The sequence below is a fragment of the Nitrosomonas sp. genome (assembly GCF_024282095.1).
Taxonomy (GTDB): Bacteria; Pseudomonadota; Gammaproteobacteria; order Burkholderiales; family Nitrosomonadaceae; genus Nitrosomonas.
Window position 1 is genome coordinate 1 of record NZ_JAMWZS010000041.1, and the last position, 23704, is coordinate 23704.

Annotated in this window: 24 protein-coding genes; 11 read left to right on the forward strand and 13 right to left on the reverse strand. The window is 46.0% G+C overall.

The features are described 5' to 3' along the window. Positions 1-94 precede the first annotated feature (94 nt). From Q0K92_RS10895 to Q0K92_RS10920, 6 genes are all read right to left on the reverse strand, one after another. Positions 95-295, reverse strand: coding sequence for a hypothetical protein (locus tag Q0K92_RS10895; RefSeq protein ID WP_297325829.1), 201 nt, complete (start codon positions 293-295; stop codon positions 95-97). A 429-nt stretch (positions 296-724) separates the two neighbouring features. Beyond that, positions 725-1156 carry a glycine zipper family protein gene (locus Q0K92_RS10900; protein ID WP_297325830.1) on the reverse strand — a complete coding sequence of 144 codons (432 nt, stop codon included), beginning with the start codon at positions 1154-1156 and terminating at the stop codon, positions 725-727. A 327-nt stretch (positions 1157-1483) separates the two neighbouring features. Next, on the reverse strand, positions 1484-2608 hold the full coding sequence (locus tag Q0K92_RS10905; RefSeq protein ID WP_297325831.1) for a cytochrome-c peroxidase: 1125 nt from the start codon (positions 2606-2608) through the stop codon (positions 1484-1486). 49 nt (positions 2609-2657) lie between these two features. After that, the gene (locus Q0K92_RS10910) at positions 2658-4907 is read right to left on the reverse strand and encodes an EAL domain-containing protein (protein WP_297325832.1); all 2250 of its coding nucleotides are present in this window, start codon (positions 4905-4907) and stop codon (positions 2658-2660) included. A 183-nt stretch (positions 4908-5090) separates the two neighbouring features. Then, positions 5091-6017, reverse strand: coding sequence for a rhodanese-related sulfurtransferase (locus Q0K92_RS10915; RefSeq protein WP_297325833.1), 927 nt, complete (start codon positions 6015-6017; stop codon positions 5091-5093). Positions 6018-6231: 214 nt separating this feature from the next. Continuing rightward, entirely contained in the window at positions 6232-7584 is a 1353-nt protein-coding gene (locus tag Q0K92_RS10920) for a cytochrome P450 (RefSeq protein WP_297325834.1), read from the reverse strand. Between the two features lie 77 nt (positions 7585-7661). Between Q0K92_RS10920 and Q0K92_RS10925 the strand changes: the two genes are divergently transcribed. Then, complete coding sequence (locus Q0K92_RS10925; RefSeq protein ID WP_297325835.1) at positions 7662-8387, forward strand: glycosyltransferase; 726 nt, start codon at positions 7662-7664, stop codon at positions 8385-8387. A gap of 82 nt (positions 8388-8469) precedes the next feature. Here Q0K92_RS10925 and Q0K92_RS10930 read toward each other — a convergent pair whose 3' ends face one another. Then, positions 8470-11187, reverse strand: coding sequence for a cation-transporting P-type ATPase (locus Q0K92_RS10930; RefSeq protein ID WP_297325836.1), 2718 nt, complete (start codon positions 11185-11187; stop codon positions 8470-8472). Positions 11188-11324: 137 nt separating this feature from the next. On the opposite strand from Q0K92_RS10930, the gene Q0K92_RS10935 reads away from it, so the two are divergent. Next, a complete protein-coding gene (locus Q0K92_RS10935) occupies positions 11325-11837 on the forward strand; it encodes a sulfur transferase domain-containing protein (RefSeq protein ID WP_297325837.1) in 513 nt (170 codons plus the stop codon). A 122-nt stretch (positions 11838-11959) separates the two neighbouring features. Here the strand turns inward: Q0K92_RS10935 and Q0K92_RS10940 are convergent, their stop codons facing one another. The 5 genes from Q0K92_RS10940 to Q0K92_RS10960 form a co-directional block, all read right to left on the reverse strand. After that, positions 11960-12820, reverse strand: a complete 861-nt coding sequence (locus Q0K92_RS10940) for a sulfite exporter TauE/SafE family protein (protein WP_297325838.1) — start codon at positions 12818-12820, stop codon at positions 11960-11962. Continuing rightward, positions 12795-14405 carry a bifunctional protein tyrosine phosphatase family protein/NAD(P)/FAD-dependent oxidoreductase gene (locus Q0K92_RS10945; RefSeq protein WP_297325839.1) on the reverse strand — a complete coding sequence of 537 codons (1611 nt, stop codon included), beginning with the start codon at positions 14403-14405 and terminating at the stop codon, positions 12795-12797. Before Q0K92_RS10945 ends, Q0K92_RS10940 begins: the two co-directional genes overlap by 26 nt. 99 nt (positions 14406-14504) lie before the next feature. Continuing rightward, the gene (locus Q0K92_RS10950; protein WP_297325840.1) at positions 14505-14834 is read right to left on the reverse strand and encodes a metalloregulator ArsR/SmtB family transcription factor; all 330 of its coding nucleotides are present in this window, start codon (positions 14832-14834) and stop codon (positions 14505-14507) included. Positions 14835-14948: 114 nt separating this feature from the next. Beyond that, on the reverse strand, positions 14949-15362 hold the full coding sequence (locus tag Q0K92_RS10955) for a DUF6691 family protein (RefSeq protein ID WP_297325841.1): 414 nt from the start codon (positions 15360-15362) through the stop codon (positions 14949-14951). Positions 15363-15394: 32 nt separating this feature from the next. Next, positions 15395-15826, reverse strand: a complete 432-nt coding sequence (locus Q0K92_RS10960; RefSeq protein WP_297325842.1) for a YeeE/YedE family protein — start codon at positions 15824-15826, stop codon at positions 15395-15397. 102 nt (positions 15827-15928) lie between these two features. Here Q0K92_RS10960 and Q0K92_RS10965 point away from each other — a divergent pair, with 102 nt between their 5' ends. Next, positions 15929-16789, forward strand: a complete 861-nt coding sequence (locus tag Q0K92_RS10965) for an MBL fold metallo-hydrolase (RefSeq protein ID WP_297325843.1) — start codon at positions 15929-15931, stop codon at positions 16787-16789. Positions 16790-16829: 40 nt separating this feature from the next. Here the strand turns inward: Q0K92_RS10965 and Q0K92_RS10970 are convergent, their stop codons facing one another. After that, complete coding sequence (locus Q0K92_RS10970; RefSeq protein ID WP_297325844.1) at positions 16830-17873, reverse strand: DnaJ domain-containing protein; 1044 nt, start codon at positions 17871-17873, stop codon at positions 16830-16832. A gap of 344 nt (positions 17874-18217) precedes the next feature. On the opposite strand from Q0K92_RS10970, the gene Q0K92_RS10975 reads away from it, so the two are divergent. The 8 genes from Q0K92_RS10975 to Q0K92_RS11010 all read left to right on the forward strand — a co-directional run bounded on the left by Q0K92_RS10975 (position 18218) and on the right by Q0K92_RS11010 (position 23649). Continuing rightward, on the forward strand, positions 18218-18403 hold the full coding sequence (locus tag Q0K92_RS10975) for a hemin uptake protein HemP (RefSeq protein ID WP_297325845.1): 186 nt from the start codon (positions 18218-18220) through the stop codon (positions 18401-18403). 167 nt (positions 18404-18570) lie between these two features. Then, positions 18571-19035: a bacterioferritin gene (gene bfr / locus Q0K92_RS10980; RefSeq protein ID WP_297325846.1), complete on the forward strand. Its 465-nt coding sequence runs from the start codon at positions 18571-18573 to the stop codon at positions 19033-19035. A gap of 121 nt (positions 19036-19156) precedes the next feature. Further along, complete coding sequence (locus Q0K92_RS10985; RefSeq protein ID WP_297325847.1) at positions 19157-19810, forward strand: DUF2325 domain-containing protein; 654 nt, start codon at positions 19157-19159, stop codon at positions 19808-19810. A gap of 118 nt (positions 19811-19928) precedes the next feature. Beyond that, the gene (locus tag Q0K92_RS10990) at positions 19929-20237 is read left to right on the forward strand and encodes a hypothetical protein (protein ID WP_297325848.1); all 309 of its coding nucleotides are present in this window, start codon (positions 19929-19931) and stop codon (positions 20235-20237) included. 18 nt (positions 20238-20255) lie between these two features. Continuing rightward, on the forward strand, positions 20256-21116 hold the full coding sequence (locus tag Q0K92_RS10995) for a DUF692 domain-containing protein (protein ID WP_297325849.1): 861 nt from the start codon (positions 20256-20258) through the stop codon (positions 21114-21116). Further along, on the forward strand, positions 21094-21873 hold the full coding sequence (locus Q0K92_RS11000) for a putative DNA-binding domain-containing protein (RefSeq protein ID WP_297325850.1): 780 nt from the start codon (positions 21094-21096) through the stop codon (positions 21871-21873). Before Q0K92_RS10995 ends, Q0K92_RS11000 begins: the two co-directional genes overlap by 23 nt. Before the next feature lie 104 nt (positions 21874-21977). Beyond that, complete coding sequence (locus tag Q0K92_RS11005; protein ID WP_297325851.1) at positions 21978-22685, forward strand: HAMP domain-containing sensor histidine kinase; 708 nt, start codon at positions 21978-21980, stop codon at positions 22683-22685. A 22-nt stretch (positions 22686-22707) separates the two neighbouring features. Next, positions 22708-23649 (forward strand): tetratricopeptide repeat protein, encoded by a 942-nt coding sequence (locus tag Q0K92_RS11010; RefSeq protein WP_297325852.1) that lies wholly within the window; start codon positions 22708-22710, stop codon positions 23647-23649. Positions 23650-23704: the final 55 nt, after the last annotated feature.

Consider the following 23704-nt stretch of genomic DNA (forward strand, 5'->3'; position numbering starts at 1 on the left):
AATAATGCAACCCCTTATGAAATACTCAACGCTTATTTTAATCAACCTCTCTGTAAACAACCCTGAGATTTCTTACAGATATATATTTGAAAGATTAGTGCAATCCTAGCGAGTCAAGATCGACATCATCTGCATCATCATCACCAAAATCATCTTTGGTTGCTTCAAATTCATCGATTATTTTCGCAAATCGGCCCACTGGAATCTTGCTATCCATCAACGCATCATCTTCATAATTTTCATCATCAGCGGGATAGATACCGTCATCATCATCAAAAGAAAGCTCTTTACTCATCACAATCAACCTCCATGTAACATTTTTAATAAAGCTTATTGATATCACGTCACCATGATTCAACAATTAAAGATTACACACAGTTTTCCCCAGCAATTCTAAAATTTGCATAAGAATCATTAGGAAAACAAATAAAGCGCTGATCAAACGAATCGCACCCCGCACCCGAAAATTTGTTCGATCACATAAAACCGTATTTTGATTGAGTCATTTTAGATATACTAACCACATCAACAACGGATGAGTCACAGTATGGACGAAGAAACAAAATCACTACTACGCAATATTGCTCATCATCTCAAATGGGTCATCATCCTGCTATTTGGCATACTGGCATTACTGATAACCGAGATAGCAAGCGGCGTCTGACGCGCTCTGACATTTGTTCCCCGCCTTCCAACGCTTCGGCGTTTATCAGGCTGTTACACATTACTGCCAGCCGGTAACCTCGTAGCCTTTCTCTTGCAAACACCGCGATACGAAGTTTGCGTAGGCTTGATTAGGCTGCGCAGGTCTTGCCGAATAAAAGATCCCCCTCAGTAACCCTGCCACAGCACCGCTTGCCGCTCCCACTATGGAACCATGAGCAGCCGAACCGTAAATGGCTCCCCCCACTGCGCCGCTCGCGGCACCGACACCGGCACCCATAGCTGTACTGGTCGCGACATTACCGCCCCTTCCGCTACTTTCCTGAGCGCCGGATGATTTTGCCATTTGCTTGCAAGCTTCAATATCCTGCTCTGCAGCTTCTCTTCCCACAGATTGCAAATGAGAATTGGGATATAAGATCGGTTTTGTACTGGAACACGCCGAAACCCCAAGCACGATTAATCCCACCGTCAATATCAACAATAATTTCATAAAGTTCCCTTTCTTTTCATAAACATTCCTCACTGGATCAGTATAACCGGAATGTTTCTGCAATGCTCTGTTTGGGAAATAAATTATCTGATAGATAAGCAGGATTATTAAATAAATACTCAGAAAGTATTGTGAGAAGAATCACAACAATGAAGAGAAAGTCGCATCAATCATTCTGCGACGATATGCTGATACCGGCCAGACCGGAAACCAAAAGACCCACACCGCGAGATAATTTGTTGAGAATCATGCGAAAAACGCTACTATTGCAGTAGCGTTTTTCAGGTTGGATTTATAACAAACCCCAAGCTTTTCTTATAAATCCAGCTATTCTTTACCTTTACTGGTTAAAGAGCTCAGAAATGCTTTTACATCACTGATAAATTCAGGGCCAACTTTGCGGCCAAGTTGATGTTCTGCCATTTCGCGGATTGCTTCATCGAGTGTTGCAACCGAGCCATCATGAAAGTAAGGGCCTGTTTTAGTAATGTTTCTCAAACTTGGCACTTTAAACACCTTCTTGTCAGTTTCAATTCCGGTTACGGCAAATCTTCCCACATCAGCCGTGTTATAGGACTCGACAAGGCCGATTTTTTTGTATGAGTTTCCACCAATTGCCACGCCATTGTGACAAGTTGCACATCCCATATGAACAAATTTTTGCAAGCCTCTTTTTTCAGTGTCATTCAAAGCTTTTTCATCGCCTTTGAGATAATCATCAAACCGTGAAGGTGTTAACAATGTACGCTCAAAAGCACCGATTGCCTTACCAACATTTTTGTATTGGAATGGATCTTTTTCATCTTTAAATGCTTCCGCAAACATACTCTTATATTCATCGATTTTTTTCAATTTATCGACCACGGCGGCTTCACTCGGCATGCCCATTTCGATTGGATTCAAAATTGGTCCCAACGCTTGTTCTTCAACATCTTTTGCACGTCCATCCCAGAATTGGGCAATATGCAGTGCTGCGTTCATCGTGGTCGGTGAATTTCTACCACCGCGTTTTCCTTCATGGCCTGGCGATGTCGGTTGACTGTCTACACCAAAATTATCCAATTGATGGCACGAGTTGCAAGCAATCCGGTCGTTGACCGAAAGTCGGGGATCCAAGTAAAGTTTTTTCCCCAGTGCAATCAAAGCTGCATTTTTCTTCTCATCAATAATCGATGCAGGTAAAGGCTCAAAAAACAGTTTTAAGCTGGCTTTATCCAACATATGGTGACCGCCGCCATGCATACCGCCATGATGACCATCATCGTGCATGCCACCTTGATGATCAGAACCACTTTGAGCATAGCTATAAGAACTTAACATAAGCCCCAGAAACAAGAATATTTTCATATAACCTCCAAAAAATTTAACTGTAACACGCTGAACAATACTACTGAGTGGATAGGATACTGATTTCTGAAGAATTGTTAAAGGGAAAAAACTTTTTAGATTCACTTTACATAAACTTCAGAATTGCTAACGAAGAATAATTATATGAATTCATTTATGCTTTACTTTGAATAAAAACTTCAAATTTATCGACTGTCAGCGGTTTGCTAAAAAAATAACCTTGACCATAATCGCAACCCATGGCCATCAATAGCTGCTTCTGCGAGTCTGTCTCCACGCCTTCCGCAATGACTTTCATGCCCAGACGATGAGCCATGGTGATAATTGCCTCGCATAAAATTCTGTCGTTGGATTTGCTGTCCAGATTGGAAACAAACGATCGATCAATTTTAAGATAATCGATATCAAACTTTTTCAGATAGGATAGCGACGAATAACCCGTGCCAAAATCATCAATGGCCACCTGCACGCCGGCATCCCGGAAATTTAACAATTGCTTAACCACCAGTTCATGGGCATCCAGCAGCAAGTTCTCGGTAATCTCAACAATGATGCTGTGTCCATTGAGTCCGAGTTCACTTAAATGATTCACCCAATCACTGAGTTTGCTAATAAACTGCTTAGGCGATTTATTGATGCTGATTTGAAAATTCGTATTGAAATTTGCTTGCCACAAAGTAACCTGATCGATTGCCTGCTTGAATACCCAATCACCGATTTCAGTAATTAGATTGGTTTCTTCTGCAATGCTGATGAATTCTGCCGGACCAATCGTTCCTCGTTCTGGATGTTGCCAACGAATCAGTGCCTCGGCTTTATATACATTGCCGGTTGCCAGCTCCACAATAGGTTGATACATTAAAAATAGCTGACGATCTGCAAGTGCATGACGCAATTCGTATGCGATTTTCGAGCGAATTTCCTTGGCCATTCGCATATTCGATGTAAAGCACTGCCAGCAATTACGCCCATTATTTTTAGCCGCATACATCGCTTGGTCGGCATTCTTCATCAATATATCCGCGCTGCTAGCATCATCGGGAAAAAACGTCACGCCGATACTCGCGGAAACATACGCCGACTTGGTATTCAGACGAAATGGCTTCACCAATTCCAGCAGGATTTTTTGAATGATCATCTCAGCGCAGCGCTGGTCATTGATACCATTTAGAATAATCGTAAACTCATCGCCGCCTAAACGCGCTACGGTATCCGTCTCGCGAACACAACTGCTAAGCCGCTTTGCCGCTTCCACCAATAACGCATCGCCGACACTGTGCCCGAATGAATCATTTACTTCTTTGAAGCGATCCAGATCAATAAACAACACTGCCAATCGCATCCCAAGGCGGGAGGAATTTTTGATATCGTGACTCAATCGATCGTAAAACATATTACGATTCGGCAAACCGGTCAAAGAATCATAATTCGCTTGCCGCCATATAATTTCATCCGATTTTTTCTTATCGGTGATATCAGAAAAATTGATCAGATAATAGCTGATGAGCCCATCCTTGCTATGCACCGGGATAATACTAAACCACGCCGGATACTCTCGTTTGCACTCATTTCTATTCCATACTTCGCCTTGCCAATGATTATATTGCTTAACACTCAACCAGATTTTCTGAAAAAACTTAGCACTGTGTCGCTTCGACACCACAATTGATACGGATTTACCAATCACATCTTCTTCCGTATAGCCGGTCAACTTATTAAACGCTTTATTGATAGCAATGATTACCTTATCCGCATCGGCGATCATAATGGCTTCCGTGCTATTCTCAAAAACCTTGCTGGAAAGGTTTAATTGTTCGTTCACCTTTTGTTGCTCCAGCGCAATCCCGATAATGAACGATCCGATTTCGAGCAATTTGCGGTGGAATATACTGGGCAAACGGTGCTCAAAACTGGACAGTGCAAACGATCCAATACACTCACCACCTTTACTGCGTACCGGCATTGACCAACATGAGAGGATATTAAAATCAATGGCTAATTGCCGAATACTCTGCCAGCGTGGATCGTCAAGCGTGCTTTCAACAAAAACCGCTTCTTGACGAAATACCGCATTCCCGCAAGACCCAGCACCAGGACCTGGGTGCAAACCATTCAGTTGCACAATACATTCCTCAGGAACACTCGGTGCAGCAAATACATTCATGCATTGTTTTTCCTTGTCCAGCAGCATGACGGTTGCAACTGCATTGTCCAAAAGCTGCTCCATCAGCAAGCAAACTTTTTCACAAATCTCCTTATAGTCATTTCCCAATACCACTAATTCAAGAACTTCCTGCTGAAACTGGAGAATCCTCCCCTGTTCCACATTGGTTAAGTCAAAATAATTAGTCGGTGCAAAAATCTGATGAGATGAATCCTTTGCTGCAGGAATATTTTTACTCATTACTTGCTACCATAAGTTAATAGAGTTTTAGAAAATCAAAGGAGATCTAAAGACAGAATAAAGTCCGCCACCGCAAGCACCAGGGAATTAACTCCGCAGAAACTAAAGGACTCCAGCTTTTTAATTCGTTAACCGGCAATACAATACAAGCGCTTTAACAGCCTGTTAAAGCAATCGCAACAATCACTTACTTTTGCAGTTTATCTCCCCGATATGTATCTCACCCCTGGTTTCAGCTAACTGCACCTGTTTTTCTCGTTCCCGGTATCTGTCTCTGTCTTCATCCGAACGCTCATGATAACAAGCCGGGCAACTGATTCCCTGTTGATAATACTCACTTAATTTATCTTCTTCTGAAATTGGCAAACGGCAGGCATGACACTGGTCATAGCTGCCTTTCTCCAGCTGATGATTCACGGTAACACGTTCATCAAACACAAAACACTCGCCCTGCCATAAAGACTCCGCCTCTGGAATTTCTTCAAGGTATTTCAGAATACCGCCCTGCAAATGATAGACTTCCTCAAAACCCTGCTGCTTTAAATACGCTGTGGATTTCTCACAACGAATTCCGCCCGTACAATACATCGCCACTTTCTTATGCACTGATGGATCCAGGTGCTGGGATACATAGTGTGGAAATTCACGAAAAGTTGTGGTGTGTGGATTTACCGCACGGGCAAAAGCGCCGACCGCGACCTCATATCGATTGCGTGTATCAATCAACAAAACGTCAGGATCACTAATTAAATCATTCCAGTCACGTGGCGCCACATAGGTTCCAACCGATTGCTTAGGATCAATTCCCTCAACCCCCATGGTGACAATTTCTTTCTTCAGTTTCACCTTACTGCGCTTGAATGGCATCTCATCCGTCATAGATTCCTTGACCGTTATGCCCGCAAACTCAGGTATCGTCTCCATCCACCCCAAAACAGAATCGATGCCTGTTCGGCTGCCAGAAATGGTGCCATTGACACCTTCTTCCGCCAGCAACAGCGTCCCTTTTACCTGATTCTCAACCATCTTCGCCTGCAACGGACGCTGTATCTCCTTGTATTGTGGCAGGTATACAAACTTATACAGTGCACAAACGACGAATCCTGACATTTTTATTCCTTCTTGATAAGCGGAGGTGTACTCTGGATCAAATATTCTCATCTAGTGCAGCCCGCTTTTAAAATAATAAATTACCGTAACCCCAAATAGCCGTACCAGAAATAAGTGATAATAAGATAAGAATATCAAATAGAAAACGATATTTTAACTTTGCAACAATTTCAAGATGTGGTTTCCATACTTCATCTCGTTTTTCTCTCAGAAATTAACGTGCTTCAACCCTCACCGCCAACCCATGACGCGGCTTAAACGTAATCTCCGCCACCGGCTCCACCGGATGCTCCGCTACCGGTATGACACGAAAGCGCTGCAACACTTGCGCGAGCACTAACTGGATTTCGAGCATCGCCATGTTGGCGCCGATGCAGGTGCGGGGGCCGGCGGAGAATGGCAAATAGCAATACGAGTGGCGTGAGGCTTCGCGTTGCGGAGCGAAACGGTCCGGGTCGAATTTTTCCGGATCAGACCAATGATCCCGATGGCGGTGCAGGGAATAGATGGGGATGACGAGGTAGCTTTTGGCTGGAATGCGGTAGCTGGCCAATTCAATCGATTCGGTATTTTGCCGCGCGATTGCCCAGATGGGTGGATACAGGCGCAGGGATTCCTGCATGACTTGTTTCAGGTAAGGCAGTCGCGCCAAGTCACTGCTGGTTGCCGCTGCGCCGCATAGCACGCTGTTCAGTTCTGCCACCAGTTGCGCTTCAACCTGCGGGTGCTGCGATAGCAAGTACAATGTCCAAGCAATGGCGGTACCCGTGGTTTCATGGCCGGCCAGCAACAAGGTCACAATCTCATCGCGTAGTTGCGTTGCACTCATTCCCTCCCCTGTTTCCGCATTCTTTGCCGCCAGCAGCCGATCCAGCATGTCGTTATCTCCCATCCCCTGCTTACGCCGGCGCGCTATCAGTTCATGCACAATCCGGTCGAGCTGGCCTTTCATGCGCAGAAAATGACGATTGCTCGGCACCGGCAACCACGGAAACAGTGTCAGCATCGCACGCAACGTCTGGGGATTGGTGTTGATGACTTTGAGTATCTCAACGATCTGTTGCGAGTATTGATCAATATCTGCACCAAATAACGCGCGGCTCACAATCTGAAACGCCACATGCCCCATTTCCCGGTCCAACCGGATTGTTTCATTGTAAGATCGCTGCTCCCAGCGTTGCAGCATTTGCGCAGTCATGGCATTGATGATCGTGTCAAAACCGTTCACAGTACGATTGGTAAACATCGGTTGCATCAGTTTGCGCTGCTGCTGCCAGAACGCGCCTTCGCTGGTCACCAACCCTTGACCCAGCGACTGGGCAAGTACGCGGTAGTCGATGGTATTCTTGATGAACCTGGGATAATCCTGTATCAGGATTTGCCGCACATCATCCGGATTATTCATGATATAGAGCGTGAACATACCGCGCCAACGCACCACATCGCCATAGGTTTGCGTCAGTTTCTCAAAATACTGCGGCGGCCCGCGCCAATAATCCTGCATTCCCGTCCACAACGGCGGGCCGGGTGGGAGTGGCTTTTCCGTCTTGTTATTATTCTGTTGCATGATGCTGTTTCTCGCTTTTATTGAGTTTTACGGGATAATAGCGTTTTTCATCGCAATCGACAGCGTTTACTTTACTTATGCATCTATCCATCGTCATCCCCGCTTTCAATGAAGAGCGCCTGATTACGCATTGCCTGGATTCCATTTCCGAATCAATGGCCGCCAATCAAAAGCCTGGCTTTACGTATGAAGTCATCGTCGTTGACAATAACTCAACCGACAAAACCGCAGAATTGGCCAGACAGGCCGGTGCCAACGTGGTGTTCGAGCCTATCAATCAGATCGGCCGCGCCCGTAACACCGGCGCAGCAGTTGCAACGGGGGATTGGTTATTGTTTGTCGACGCCGACAGCTTGCTCAATCCCGGCATGGTCACCGATATTCTACAAATGATTGAAACGGGCAAATACGTGGGTTGCGGCAGTGTCATGCACATGCCCGATCTACCGTGGTGGGGCAACGCCGCGATGCAACTATGGACGGCGTTTTCGGTGACGTTCCACTGGGCATCGGGCGCGCTGGTGGTGTGCCGCACCGATGCGTTTCGTGACGTGGGCGGCTTTAATCAGGAATTGTTCGCCGCCGATGAAATCGACCTCAGTCAACTACTCAAACAATGGGGACGCAAACGCGGCCTGAAATTCACTATCCTCACCCGCCACCCGCTCGTCACTTCACCCCGCAAAGTGCAACTGTATACCGGCCGCGAAATCGCCGGTCAGATAGTCAGCGTCCTGTTCAGTCCGCGCAAGACTTTGCAGAATAAGAAGAAACTTCCAATTTGGTATGATGGACGGCGATAGACGAGATAGCGCTTACAATATTAAACATCATTCTTTTAAAATTTGTCGGGATAATTTACAGCAACGGATCAAATCCATTTAGTTATTCATCCTTGATACGTCTGCGCCTCAGCAGGTATTTCTCAAATTCAATGAGCAGAAATAACATGAGACTGAACACGATAATGCGTCCCCAGGCTGCCATATCCAGCGCCGTCGTGCCAAATAATTGCTGCATCATGGGCAGGTAAGTCAATGCGAGTTGGAATAGGAGTAATATGGCGACTGCAACCAGGATATTGCGATTGCCCGACAATCCTTCGCGCGACATGACAGAAGCGAGCAGGTAACGGCAATTGAACAAATAAACGATTTGCCCCATGACCAGTGCATTGACAACCACTGTCCGGCTCAATTCGATACTGGCGCCCTGCATGATTTCCCAGAAATATAACGCAAAACCGCCTCCCATCATCAATAGTGCAACAAAAACAATGCGCCACACCAGAAAACCGGACAATATTGACGTATTGGGATCATGGGGAGGGCGTGACATCACATCCATTTCAGGGCGTTCAAACGAAAGCGCAATCGCCAGTGTCACCGTGGTTACCATATTGATCCATAAAATCTGTACCGGAGTGATCGGCAAAGCCATCCCCAGAATAATCGCAAGCATCAAAATGCCTGCGCCACCACTGCTGGTTGGGATAATAAAAACCACTGTTTTGCGGATATTGTCGTAGACCGCGCGGCCTTCTTCCACGGCGTGCGTAATCGAAGCAAAGTTATCGTCCATCAACACCATTTCGGCGGCTTCCTTCGCCACTTCGGTACCCTTCTGCCCCATGGCTACGCCAATATCAGCGCGTTTTAATGCCGGTGCGTCATTCACGCCATCACCCGTCATAGCTACGATTTCACCATTATCCTGCAAGGCAGTCACCAGTCGAAGCTTATGTTCGGGGCTTGCGCGCGCAAAAATATCGACTTCCGCGACTACTTTGCGCAATTGTTCATCGTTCAGATCATCCAGTTCAATACCGGTAACAGCACGCTGACCATCGCCAATGCCTAATTTTGCACCAATCACACACGCAGTAGCCCGGTGATCACCGGTAATCATTTTGACTCGAATGCCTGCCGCGTGGCATTGTTGCACCGCGGCAATGGCTTCTTCGCGCGGCGGATCAATAATTCCAACCAGCCCAAGCAAGGTAAATCCCGCTTCGATATCTGCAAACTCCAGTGTTTGTTGTTTGGCTTGCACCACCCGGCTGGCCATGGCTAGGACGCGCTGCCCGGTTGCACTTGCTTCGCGGATCCTGGCGTGCCAGAAATCAAGCTGAATCAAGCGATCTTCTCCCAAGCTGCGCTGATGGCTGCACATGGTTAATACTTCTTCCGGTGCACCCTTGACATAAATCAGGCTATGCCCGGCGTGATCGTGATGCAGCGTTGCCATAAAACGATGTTCCGATTCGAAAGGAATCACATCCGTGCGCGGTAATGTTCCATGCTCAAAAACCGGATCCAGTGCGGCCTTCATTGCCAAAGTAATCAACGCACCTTCTGTCGGATCACCGTGTACCACCCATACGCCATTTTGCTGATGCAGTATCGCATCATTGCACAGCAATCCTGCTCGCAGCATATCCAACATATCGGCGTAATCAGTCGTCAGAATTTCCTTTCCGTCCCGGCTAAAACCACCTGCTGGTACATAACCGACACCGCTGACCTGTAATTGAACATCGGCCGTCATCACATTTTGCACGGTCATTTCATTACGCGTCAGCGTTCCAGTTTTGTCGGTACAAATGACTGTCACGCCACCCAGTGTTTCCACCGCCGGCAGTCTGCGTACAATGGCACTGCGCCGCGCCATATTCTGCACACCGAGCGCCAACGTGATTGTCATGATGGCGGGTAACCCTTCCGGAATCGCTGCAATGGCCATGCTGATCGCCGCCATGAATATTTCGCCGATGGGATAATCGTGCAATAGCAACCCATACACAAAAATTGCAACGGCCAGTAACAAAATCACAGCAGTCAGCCAACGGCCAAAGATCATCATTTGCCGCAACAACGGTGAAGTCAGCTTATCGACTTGCGCGATCATCTGGCTGATACGCCCTATCTCGGTATGCTGACCGGTGGCAACCACCACGCCCATTCCCTGACCATAAACCACCAGCGTGCCCGAATACGCCATACAAAACCGGTCGCCGATTGCTGTCACGGCCTCGACTGCGTGAATGGATTTTTCCACGGCTGCGGATTCTCCGGTTAAAGCTGCTTCTTCGATACGCAGATTTTTGCAACTGAGTAACCGCAGGTCGGCAGGCACCTTGTCGCCGGATTGCACCAACACGATATCCCCAGGCACCAACTGTTCAGCCGCAATCTGTATCCGTTGACCCGCGCGCAAAACGATCGCGTTGAGCGACAGCATGCGCCGGATGGCGTTGAGTGCCTTTTCAGCTTTGCCTTCCTGCACAAAGCCGATGATGGCATTGATCACCACAACACCAAGAATCACGCCGCTATCGACCCAATGACCCAAAAAAGCTGTCATCACAGATGCGGCCAACAGGATATAAATCAACACATTATGAAATTGCAGTAAAAATCGAATGATGATGCTTTTTGGCTTTTGGGATTGCAGTCGGTTGGCACCATGCTGCTCAAGTCGCAATTGCGCTTCCGTTTGTGATAAACCGGTATGCGCGGTTTTAAACGTTTCCAGCACTTGTTGTGATGGATAGCTATGCCACATGGGCATTTTATCGGATAACGGAATCTGTTTATCAGGCATGAATCCCTTGATGAAACTTATAGAATGGGTTGTGTTTATCCAATAGACCGAAATTGATCTGAATAATTTGTATTTAATTATTCAGTACGGCTACAATAAATATCATTTTCTCACTCAACACAGCAAATGGAGTTTATATGAAATACCTTATCACTTTGATGACAGTAGTGATCGTTGTGTTTGCAGCCACAGTGCAGGCCTCCGGACGGGTGCCATTTGGGCATCAGATTGTCCCGGTTCAAAATTATAGCCGTGCTACCGAGCAAATCGCGATATCAGGTCTCATTGGCGACGGCGGTGCACAAGCCTTGGCAGCGCATGGCTTCAAAACGATCATCGACTTGCGCACTTCAACCGAAGGAACGGCTGACGAAAAGGCACTGATCGATCTCAATGGCATGAATTATATCAACATACCAATGACCGTTGCCGGCATCAGCGAAGAGCAGCTGGCCGCTTTTACGAAAGCGATGGAAACAGCCCAGGCGCCTATCCTTATCCATTGTGGATCAGGTAATCGCGCTGGCGCCATGTGGGCCAGCTATCAAATCAGCAAGGGAGTCGATCCGGAAATAGCGCTTGCGGCAGGCCGTAAAGCCGGTATGCGTCCACCAATGGAAGAAAAAGTCAGAGCCGCTTTTATCAAATAGGCAGCAATACCGCCACCGGTTTTCTGCGGTATCGCATCAAGCAATTAAACTTAGAAACCTCAGTTAAGCGAGGTGAACTGTGTGGTTCTCAGGATGCAGCGCAAGGCGCAACGACACGGTTTCTAGGTTAAAAACAAGCGGACAACCATCCCGATTGACACGCCCATAGCCACTACAGCAAAGCCTTGCTGTAGTCTTGGGCCAGCAAGATAATGGGCGAACATGCGCCCGATCAGCATACCGATCAATGCGCCGGCTGCAAAAGGCACAGCAACAGGCCCGTTGATTCCCCCTATAACAGTTGCGGACATCACACCCATCGCGGAAACCAGTGCAATGACTGCTAACGATGTTGCCAGGATGGAGTGTATGGGAAGGTTGGTTGCTTTCTTCAACGCGGGCACAACGACAAAGCCGCCTCCCACCCCCAGCAATCCCGACAAGAATCCGGTGATGACCCCTGAAAATGCCAGCGCACGAGCGCATGGCCAAGTCCACATCAAGCGACCGCCGCTATATTCAAGCTGACAAGGGGTTGCAGACACTTGCGATTGGCAATCTGAAGCTGTTTTTGCTGCTTCAATAGGCTGCGTGCTACTTTGACGCAACATATCCACCGCCACATAGCATAGGACCAGTGCAAACAATATCGTTAAAGGCGCATTGGGTAGCTTTTGCGCCAGCCAAATACCCATGGGTGCGGCAATTATCCCCGTAATCGCAATAAACCCTGCCGCCCGGTAGCGCACTTTTCCCTGCCGATGTGCAATAACTGCCCCCACAGTTGACGATAGACACACGGCTAATAAGGCAATGGGTGCGGCTTCAGAAACCGACAGATGCAAGCCAAATATCAGCAAAGGCACGGCAATGATGGTACCGCCGGCACCGGTCAGTGCTAGGACAATGCCCGAAAGGAAGCCCAGTGCGACGCTGGTTAACAGGATTTCCACAGACTCAACTGGATTTACCGCATCGGGCAAGCCATTCCTTGCCTTTTAACATACCATTCCAGTAGATCCATGGAAAAACGGTGGTTTTGAAGAACCAGTAGATCTTTCTCGGTATCGTTGGATCAAGCGGAAACGTAGGCAGCAATTTTCCACCAAAACCAAATTCAGCCAATATTACCTTGCCGTTTTCCACCGTTAGCGGGCATGCACCATAGCCGTCATACATCGTTGTCAGTTCCCGGTCTTCTTTTGCTGCCAGAAGATTCTCGGCTACCACAACAATTTGTTTTCTGGCTGCCGCGGCGGTTTTTGTATTGGGCGATGAACAGGCATCTCCCAGCGAAAATACATTAGGATAGTCGGTATGCTGCAGTGTCTTTTCATTCACTTTGCAAAAGCCGCCGGCATCCGCCAAAGGGCTATTGCGTAGAAAATCCGGGGCCACTTGCGGTGGTGTCACATGCAGCATGTCAAAGGGCTTTTCCACGCGCGTCACATTCCCATCACCGTCTTTGATCTCAAAATAGGCGATCTTTTGTACCCCGTCCACTTTGACCAGATTGGAATTGAATACCAATTTGGCGTCGTAGCGTTTGACATACTCCATCAACGGCGGAACAAAATCAGCCACACCGAACAGCACGGCGGTTGCCGTATCAAATTCAACTTCAATTTGATCCAAACAATGTGCGCGCATCCAATGATCGCAGGAAAGATACATGGCTTTTTGCGGTGCGCCGGCACATTTGATAGGCATTGGCGGCTGAGTAAAAATCGCCTTCCCGGATTTGAGGCTTTGCACCAATTCCCAGGTATACGGCGCCAAATCATAGCGGTAGTTTGAAGTAACGCCATTTTTGCCCAGCGTTTCTTCCAATCCTTCAATCTTTTCCCATGCGGTCCGAATCCCGGGACACACAATCAATTGCCGGTATCCCATCACACGGCCATCCGCCAAATGCACCCGATCATGCTGCGGATCAAATCCGACAGCAGCCGCCTGAATCCACTCAGCGTTTCTGGGAATAACCTCAACCATCGGCTTTACCGTTGCTGCGATGTCATAGGCCCCGCCTCCCACCAATGTCCAAGCAGGCTGATAATAATGTTTATCGCTGGGTTCGATAATGGCAATGCGCAGGGCCGGCCGCCGTTTAAGCAGACTGGCGGTAACACCGATACCGGCCGAACCACCGCCGATGACAACGACATCAAAGGCGTTATCCCAGTTACAGGCTGCCACCACGGATTCGCGTTCCTCCGTATCTTCGACATCATGCTGCTTGGCCATTTGATGTAAAGCAGTGGCACGTCTGCCCGAGCCGCAGAATGCGAGAATCGGTTTGGGTAACTCATCCATGAGTTTCTGAAAAGCCATGGCGCGTTCGGCAGATATTGCACCGATCTTGACTGGCAAATAAGCGAAGGTGATGCCGAGTGATTTGGCCATCGCTTCCAGTTCTTCGCTGGTTGGCTGAGCTTCACCGCCTTCAAAATCCGGTCGGTTACAAATGATCGATTTATAACCCGCTGCGGCGACCTCAGTGAGATCATCAATACTGACCTGACCCGCTACTGATAATTTGTGATCCAGCTTGGTAATATCAATGGACATATCCTTCTCCTTATCAATCAGTCACTTTATCGTGGCACCGAATCCCAACAGAAGATTGCATCGCATTACTCTCGTGCATACTGCTGTCGCACGGTTACACTAGCAGGAGGGGTGATCTTTGCAATAAAGGCTGAATAAAGTTTCCATAATCTTAATGGCTTCCGGGCTCGCCAAACTATAATAAATATATTTACCCTTACGTTCTGTTGCTACCAGATTTTCTTCACGTAATACCGTCAGTTGCTGCGAAAGCGTAGGCTGGTGAATACCCAGCAATTCCTCCAGTTCCCCCACATTCCGAGTACCTTGGCTAAGCTCGCATAAAATAAGCAACCGATCTTCATTCGCCAGTATTTTCAATAGCGTACAAGCAGCAGAGGCTGATGAACGTAATGCCGCGATATCGTGTACAACTGAGTCAGTTTTCATAATCTATCTATCTTATTTAACATTAGAACGTGCCTATAAAACCGAAATGATAAATGCATTATTCCCGGCAATAGCTTAAATTCTAATTTATTTTCACACAAATCTGTAAGTAATCTATCTTCGCGCTTGCAGTATCTCGTAGATCCCCATTCCCAGCAGCATTGCAATCAGGAATATAAAAGCCTCTGTACTACCCGCTCCAACCAGTACCAGTGCTGGCCCGGGACAAATGCCAGCTATCCCCCAACCAATACCAAATATAAAACTTCCCGTCAGCAGACTGCGATCAATCTTTGTAACAGCCGGAATATGTATGGATGTCCCCAAATAGCTATGTGTACGTTTTCTTGCCAACGCAAAAGCAATTATCCCGACAGTCACTGCCCCCCCCATAACCCATAGCAAAGTAGCATCCCAGCTACCCGTTATGTCAAGAAACGCCAACACGATTGCCGGATTCACCATACCGGACAGGATGATTCCCAAACCGAACACAACCCCCGATAATAATGCCATAAAATTAATCATTTATTGCCTCTTATTGTTGAGTCGATACAAAATTAAATGATGAACACATGACGCACCACATAGACTGTGATAAAGCCCGTCATCATAAATATCACGGTTGCCACCAGCGATCGCGGCGAAAATCTTGATAACCCGCAAACTCCGTGGCCACTGGTACATCCGGAACCCAGGCGCGTACCATAGCCGACCAGCAAACCCGCCAGCGCGAGCAGCGCATAATGCGTCCTAATTTGTATTTCAGGCAGAACAAAAAAGAATTGCCAAATAACTGCGGATAGCATAAGTCCGGCAATAAAAGCGATACGCCAACTCATATCTCCTTTTTGCATGCGATATAATCCGCCCACAATGCCTGAAATACCCGCGATACGTCCATTAAAAAGCAGCAACAGGGTAACCGCGCCACCAATCACTAAACCACCCGTTGCAGCATGCCATGGTATGAAATCCCAATTCGCATTCATCGTTAAACTCGCATTAAGATTAAAATAATATATATAATTATATTATAATACCTATTTTTCAAGCCGTCTGTAGGAAACTTAGCCAAATAACAGGAAAATAAAATGACACCTCAAGTGAAAGCATTCTTTGATCCGGCAACCTGGACCGTCAGTTATGTTGTCTTCGATGAAATCAAAGGCAGTTGCGCCATTATTGATCCCGTGCTGGATTACGACTCCAAATCAAGCAGAACAAATATCCACTTAGCCAATAAACTGATTGAATTTATACGTGCACAGCAGTTGACAGTGGCATGGATACTGGAAACACATGCGCATGCGGATCATCTTTCTTCCGCTGATTACCTGAAAAATCAATTGGGAGGTAAAACCGCCATTGGCGATAACATTCCCGTGGTTCAGAAAACCTTTAAGGAAATCTTTAACTTAGGCGATGAGTTTGCACCGGATGGTCGGCAGTTTGATCACTTGTTGACTGACGGTGAGTTATTTCAGGTTGGCAAATTAACTGCAAGCGCCATTTCCGTCTCTGGTCACACGCCTGCGGACATGGCTTATCAATTTGGCGATGCCGTTTTTGTGGGCGATACACTTTTCATGCCCGATATCGGTAGTGCCCGTGCCGATTTTCCAGGCGGCAATGCGCATCAATTATTCAGATCGATTCAAAAATTGCTGGCTCTGCCCCCGGCGACAAAGTTGTTTATGTGCCATGATTATCCACCCGCCAGCCGCGCTGCAGCATGGGAATGCACGGTTGCCCAGCAACGGGCTCATAACATTCATGTGCATGATGGCATCAGCGAAAATGAGTTTGTAGCCATGCGTAATAAACGCGATGCCACGTTAGAGATGCCCAATTTGTTGCTGCCATCGATACAGGTCAACATCAGAGCCGGAAAACTACCACCCGCTGAGCAAAACGGCGTTGCATATCTTAAGATACCGATAAACCTGATCTGAACTATCTGAGTACGTTATCTCATCAGAAGAAAGCAGGTGCTTATGCTTGTACCGTAATGAAATTCCCACGATGCTGGTCAAATTTTACGGCAATAAACCGGGTCCCCACGGAGGTTTCGCTGCCTTCACTCCGCCGATGCGTCACTTCAGCCACTGCTTGGAGGTTGGGTGCATCGATTTTTATGATGTCATGCAAATCAATTGATTGCTCAGTAAGAAACCGTATTCCCATAGGCGACAGATCTTGAAATAAGCCCTGATTCGCCATACCCGGCCAAAACAGATAAAATGTAAACTTACCGCTAATCGCAGTTCGCATCATTGTACGGCGAGATGATGCAAGGTTTTCCTGTTGCAAAACAAACAATGGGCTTGCGCATTCCAAACAACTTTCACTCTGATACGCATTCATATGCGGCATATAAGGTGTCTTACAAAAAGAACAGTAGTGCGTAATCGCCGCTTGGTAAGATTCAACAGTGGACTGGAATGAACTTGCAGCATCCACACGCTTTACCAGATCGGTACTGACTTGCGTGGATTTCTCCGCAGCATAAGAAACATTGCTGGCAGCAAATAGCACATCGTACTGTTTACGCGCCTTAGGATCTGAAAGCGTTTGATAGGCCTCATCCAGTAACGCAATGTTTTGCGGTACGCTTTTCTTTAATGCTTGATAACTTGCTGCAATCGCAGTGATCGATGCATCCGGTTGTACTTGCAGTATTCGATAATAATTGCGTTGATTCAGATTTGCAGATCGCTCACTTTTCTGCTTGTTGACTCCAAATTCCGCATTTGAACCAAACGCACCTTGACTGAGCGTTTTTATATGGTAGCGTTGCAGTAATTCATGATCATAGGTTGCCCGCTTCAACGGATCTCGTAGCGTATCATAAGCAGCATCCAGCAAATCCTCATTCCAATTCGCGTCACCTAAGTCAGGACACATCTTAAGTTTTTGCATCAATACCCGGTAGTTCTCTCTTATAACCGCCATTGAAGCATCGGGTTGGACTTGCAATATTCGATAATAATTACGCCGTTCGATCATGGTAGCTGGAAACTTGAAATTTTTTATCAATACAACTTATAAGAATCCAAATGAGGCTTCCCGTATTTATTTTGGCAAATAAGCGTGCTTCTCATATTAAGTCCAAGCCAACAAACACGATTAATATTCAGGCTGTTTGCTCATATTTGTTTGCACTGTGCATTCTTGCGCCGGAAAGTACTCCCAATAAGTAGTATACATAATATGACTCAGCATAGATTCATCCATAACAAACATATTTTACTTCAGCATCTTATAAAAAACTTCCTTTCATTAGCACATTTAACTGTAAGTTTTTTCACGGATGGCTTGCGTTTCATTAAAAGACATATATAATGAGAATCATTCTCATATAAAACCTTAATCTTTTAACTATGGATACTCTGATTTTCCCATACACACCGATTAGAAATCTGCATCAATCGAATATAACGAATTTAAAAACATCTATCGACAGTGACACTTTGTTTAAAAATGGTGATGTCATATTTATACTACATAAGGGTGAACAGTATTCTTTACGCCGGACACGCAACGGTAAGCTGATTCTGAATAAGTAGTGGATGAAGGACGCATATCGTGTATATTTATAAATGTGAGCTATGAGTGCGCAATATCACGCGTGAAACTATTATCAACAACATTAATCGGGCACATTAGAATGCCAAACGATATCTTCCCTTCCGAACTCAATTGCGTATACGCGATGCCTATTTAGGAGACAAAAATGAAAGGTAATGCAGATATTATCCGTTGGCTGAATCAACAGCTACAGCACGAATTAACCGCCATCAATCAGTATTTTCTGCATGCACGCATGTATAAAAACTGGGGGTTCGGCAGCCTTGGGAAACATGAATTTGAAGAATCCTGTGAAGAAATGAAGCACGCCGATGCACTCATTGAACGTATCCTGTTACTGGAAGGCCTGCCCAATTTACAAGATCTCGGTAAACTCATGATTGGAGAGACCGCTGAAGAGTGTGTTGCATGTGACTTAAAGCTTGAGTTTGTCTCACGGGACACTTTGCTTGCTGCAATCGCTGCGTGCGAAACAGCACAAGATTATGTTTCACGGGAAATTTTTGAACGCATTCTTGAAGATACCGAAGAGCACATTGATTGGCTGGAAACTCAGCTCGATGTCATGCAAAAAATCGGTATTCATAACTGGTTACAAAGCCAGATATAGTTTTTCCATTGCCGCTGGAGTTCTCCTCCTTCTTCAGCGGCACATTTAGCCAGCCAGCCTGCTCCTTTCAGGTCAGCCAGCCGTTTTTTTACTTGCTGATGATTTGTAGGGAGATTCGATTATGAAATTTTTGAAGAAACTGGTAGTTGCTAATGCTGTCTCGCCAATCACATTCTCTTCCGATCTTGCATACACCGATAATTTTTTATCCTTTTGTTCATGCAACTTAGAAAAATTAGCCCACCGGATAAACAAATACTTCTTGATTCACAAGAAAGCGCATCTTGAGTGGAAATTCACGCGCCTTCAGCAGAAGACTTTTGATGCTTCATCGGCTCCCATCAATAATTCCCATATTATCGACTGGGCACCGTTGATTAAAAACAATGCTGCTATCAAAAACGCCACGATTAATAATCCGACTAAAGATTGTAGCGACTGCCATTTCTTAGCAGGTCGCTCAGTTTTGTGTGTAGGTGGTCGTGCCACACTTTATCCGGAATACAATCAACTCATTGAAAACTCCGGCGGCAGTTTAGTGACATTCCATGGTGATCGCAATGACCAACTGAGTAATCTGCTCCCATTGTTGGAACAGGTTGATATGATCATCTGCCCGGTTGACTGCGTTAATCATGAAGCTTTTTTAATAGTTAAACATTACTGTCAATGCTTCGGCAAACTGTGTGTATTACTTGATCGATCAGAAACAAATACCTTTTCCAAAGGAATTCATGTGCTAGCGACTTTGGCGTCAGCAAAAGTCTGCAATTGACAAGCTTAAAATCAAGTCCGGTGATTTCCGCAACGCGATAAAGAAATGTAAGACATCATGCTAATTTGAAGTTATTATTCTCTGTTACCAACTGATCAAACTTCATGGAGAAAATGATATGTCAAAAAAATCAATGAAACCTATTTCACTGGCTGTAGGTACCGCATTCGTAACCAGTCTTGCTGCCGGTCATGTCTCGGCTGACACAAGCACCAATCCCTTTGCTATGAATGAGTTATCCGGCGGCTACATGCAACTTGCCGATGCGGGCAATGCCAGCAAGTCTGACCAAGAAACCAAATCTGACGCAAAAAAGCCGGAAAAAGAAGGTAAATGTGGTGAAGGCAAGTGCGGCGGTAAAATGAAAAAAGATATGGAAGATAAAGGCGACGCAAACAAATCTGACAAAGAAGATACTAAAAAGTAATTCACGTACCATTTAGCCATGCGCAGTCACACAAATTTTCCTGTTCATGGCGCAGGTCTTGGTCTGCGGAGGGCGTTCATGCGCACACTCCCGGATCAGCCCATCAACGCGGTAAACTTCTGGGAAATAGCCCCGGAAAACTGGATAGGGGTGGGTGGTTATTATGGCAAGAAATTTCGTGAACTCACCGAGAAATTTCCTTTTATTTGCCACGGCCTGTCCCTTTCAATCGGCGGGCCGTCGCCATTGGATGAAGCATTTCTGCAACGGCTGAAACGTTTTCTGAACGAGCATCATATTCGGTGTTACAGCGAACATCTGAGCTATTGCAGTGACGACGGTCATTTGTATGACCTGCTGCCAATTCCCTTCACAGCAGAAGCTGTACAGTATGTGGCGAGCCGTATCCGGCGTGTACAGGATATCCTGGAACAACGCATTGCGCTGGAAAATGTTTCTTACTATGCGGCGCCTGGCAAGAAAATGGAAGAAATTGATTTTCTCAATGCCGTGCTGCAGGAAGCTGATTGCGATCTACTGCTGGACGTCAATAATATTTACGTGAACAGCATCAACCATCGATACGATGCCGAGACGTTTCTCCGACAACTACCCGCCGCACGCATCCGTTATATCCATATTGCCGGGCATTATCAAGAAGCGGAAGATCTGCTTGTGGATACGCATGGCGCGGATGTGATAGATCCCGTCTGGCAATTACTCGAAAAAACCTATCAACATTTTGGCGTCATCCCCACTTTGCTGGAACGTGACTTTAATCTTCCGCCGATAGCAGAGTTGTTGCAAGAAGTGGAGACCATTCGTTCATTGCAGTCGAAATGGCTGGATCAAACCGGTGACCACATACAACACGGCTGACCGCCCTGATTTTGTGCAGCAGCAATATGCTTTTGCGGCACATATCCGTAATCCGGAGAAAAATCCATGCCCCGACGCTATCGAGGAACGGCGCATGAAAATCTATCGCGAACTGTTTTACAACAATGTCGAAGATTTTATGGCCAGCACCTATCCGGTATTACGTCAAATCACACCCGATGACCGTTGGCATGCGATGATCCGCGATTATTTTGCCACTCACTTGTCGCATACTCCGTTGTTTCCGGAAATGCCGCGCGAGTTTCTAAAATATCTGGAACACGAACATCAAGCGCATGCTGACGACCCGCCCTTTCTGTTGGAGCTCGCTCATTATGAGTGGGTTGAATTAGCGCTTTCCATGCTGGACGAGAAAGTCGACGAAACAAAAATAGACAGTTACGGTGATCTGCTCGATGGCATACCAGTCATGTCGCCGTTAGCCTGGTCATTGAGTTATCGTTTTCCCGTTCACAAAATAAGCCCGGCTTTCCAACCCAAAGATACCGGTGCAACGCCAACTCATCTAGTGGTTTACCGCGATGCTCATTTTGATGTGCATTTTATCGACATCAATCCAATAACGGCACGGCTGATACAACTGATTTCTGACAACACCAACCAAACCGGGCGAGCCTTGCTGCAACAAATTGCCACGGAACTTAATCATCCTGAACCCGACATCGTTATCCATGGTGGCACGGAGATATTGAATAACCTAAGAAAGCGAAAAGTAATTTTAGGTACTTGTTTTTAAAATTAATATTAAATGGTGTCTCTATAGCTCCGAAGGTTTCTGCCGTTAAATTTCTCATCAATAAATGGCAGATGCAAAAAAATCGAACAATAGAGATACCTGACATGAAAGACGATAGTACCCACAGTATCCCCGCTACGCACAACATGGCAGATTTTCTGGCTTCTTCAGTACATGACATGAAGAATTCAATGAATATGCTGATTGTTGGCCTGGATAAAGCGCTTGCTTCAATCGAGACAACGCAACTTGCGGCCCATGCTGAATTGGTACAGATGAATCATGAAGCAAAACGCATTAACAATAACCTGATTCAGTTACTCACACTCTACAGACTCGGTCACAACACTTATCCCTTTGACCCGCAGCCTATTCACCTGAATGATTTCCTGTACGCGATAGTTGCGCCATATGAGAAATTACTGAAACTCCATGGAATCAATCTGGAAATTAACGTTAACCCGGAACTATATGGGTATTTTGATGAAGATTTGATCAGCGGTGTCATCGGTAACGCATTAAACAATGCAATGCGCTTCACACATGATCATATCCAAATCACGGCCATCAAAAATAACGAAGTACTGGAGCTACGCATCGAAGACAACGGCAATAGCTATTCGGCTCAGATACTTCAAAAAAACGGTGACCATATGCATCGTGTTAACTTTCAAGAATGTAGCACAGGATTGGGTTTCACCTTCTCGGCAATGGTTGCACGTATGCACCATAATCAAGGACGTGTAGGAGAACTGAAGTTAGAAAATAGCAGATCTCTTAAAGGCGCTTGTTTTATATTACGTTTGCCATGATTAATTTTTATTTCCCGAAATCATGATTACTACCAGCCCACTTAACCTTTCACTACCTCATCTGGATCTCTCAGGAAAAACCGTGTTGATAATCGATGATTATCAAGAAATGCGTAGTATTTTTCGTGAATTCTTGCGTAATTGTGGCGCTGACATCAAGACAATATACATGGCAGCAGATGGCAGTGAAGCCATTGCTATATTAAAGAAAGTGCAATTTGATATTGTGCTGTGCGATCTCCATTTGGGGTCTGGAAAGAACGGACAACAAGTACTTGAAGAAGCAAAATATTGCTCACTGGTTGGACCTGCTTGTCTGTGGATCATGGTTTCTGCAGAAAAAACCCCCGAAGCAGTGACAGGAGCAGCGGAATATCAACCCGATGCTTATTTACTGAAACCTGTGACTGAAATGAATTTACGCATGCGACTCACCAAGCTTTGGACAAAGAAGGCAGCATTCGCAAAAATCCATCAAGCAATGCAGCAATCGGATTACCTCAAAGCCATCAATTTATGTGATCAGTCATTGAACTCAGATAAAACTCACAGAACTGACTTACTAAGAATCAAGAACGATTTATTTCTGCTTACCGGCGAGTACGATCGTGCTCAGAAATTGCTGGAAACCATTTTGGTTGAACGTGATTTTCCTTGGGCTAAAACCGCGCTAGCAAAAATTTGTCTCAAGAAAAACGATATGGCTGCAGCCAAAACCTTACTCGAAGAAACTATCCAGGCAAATCCTTCATTTCTTGAAGCATACGATCTGTTGGCTCAAGCGCTGCAAGCCATGAGTGATTTCGAAGGCGCAAACCATATACTCGAGCAAGCGATAAAGCTGTCTCCTAATTCAGTGTCACGACAAAAGAATCTCGGCAATATTGCAATGAAAACAGGCAAGTTGGAGCTTGCTGAGCGGGCTTATCGCAAAAGCATCGCGCTAGGGTCTGTTGACAATTGAAGATAAGTATTTAATAGAAAGAGGCAAACTCGTAATATTGAGGTTCCTATACCAC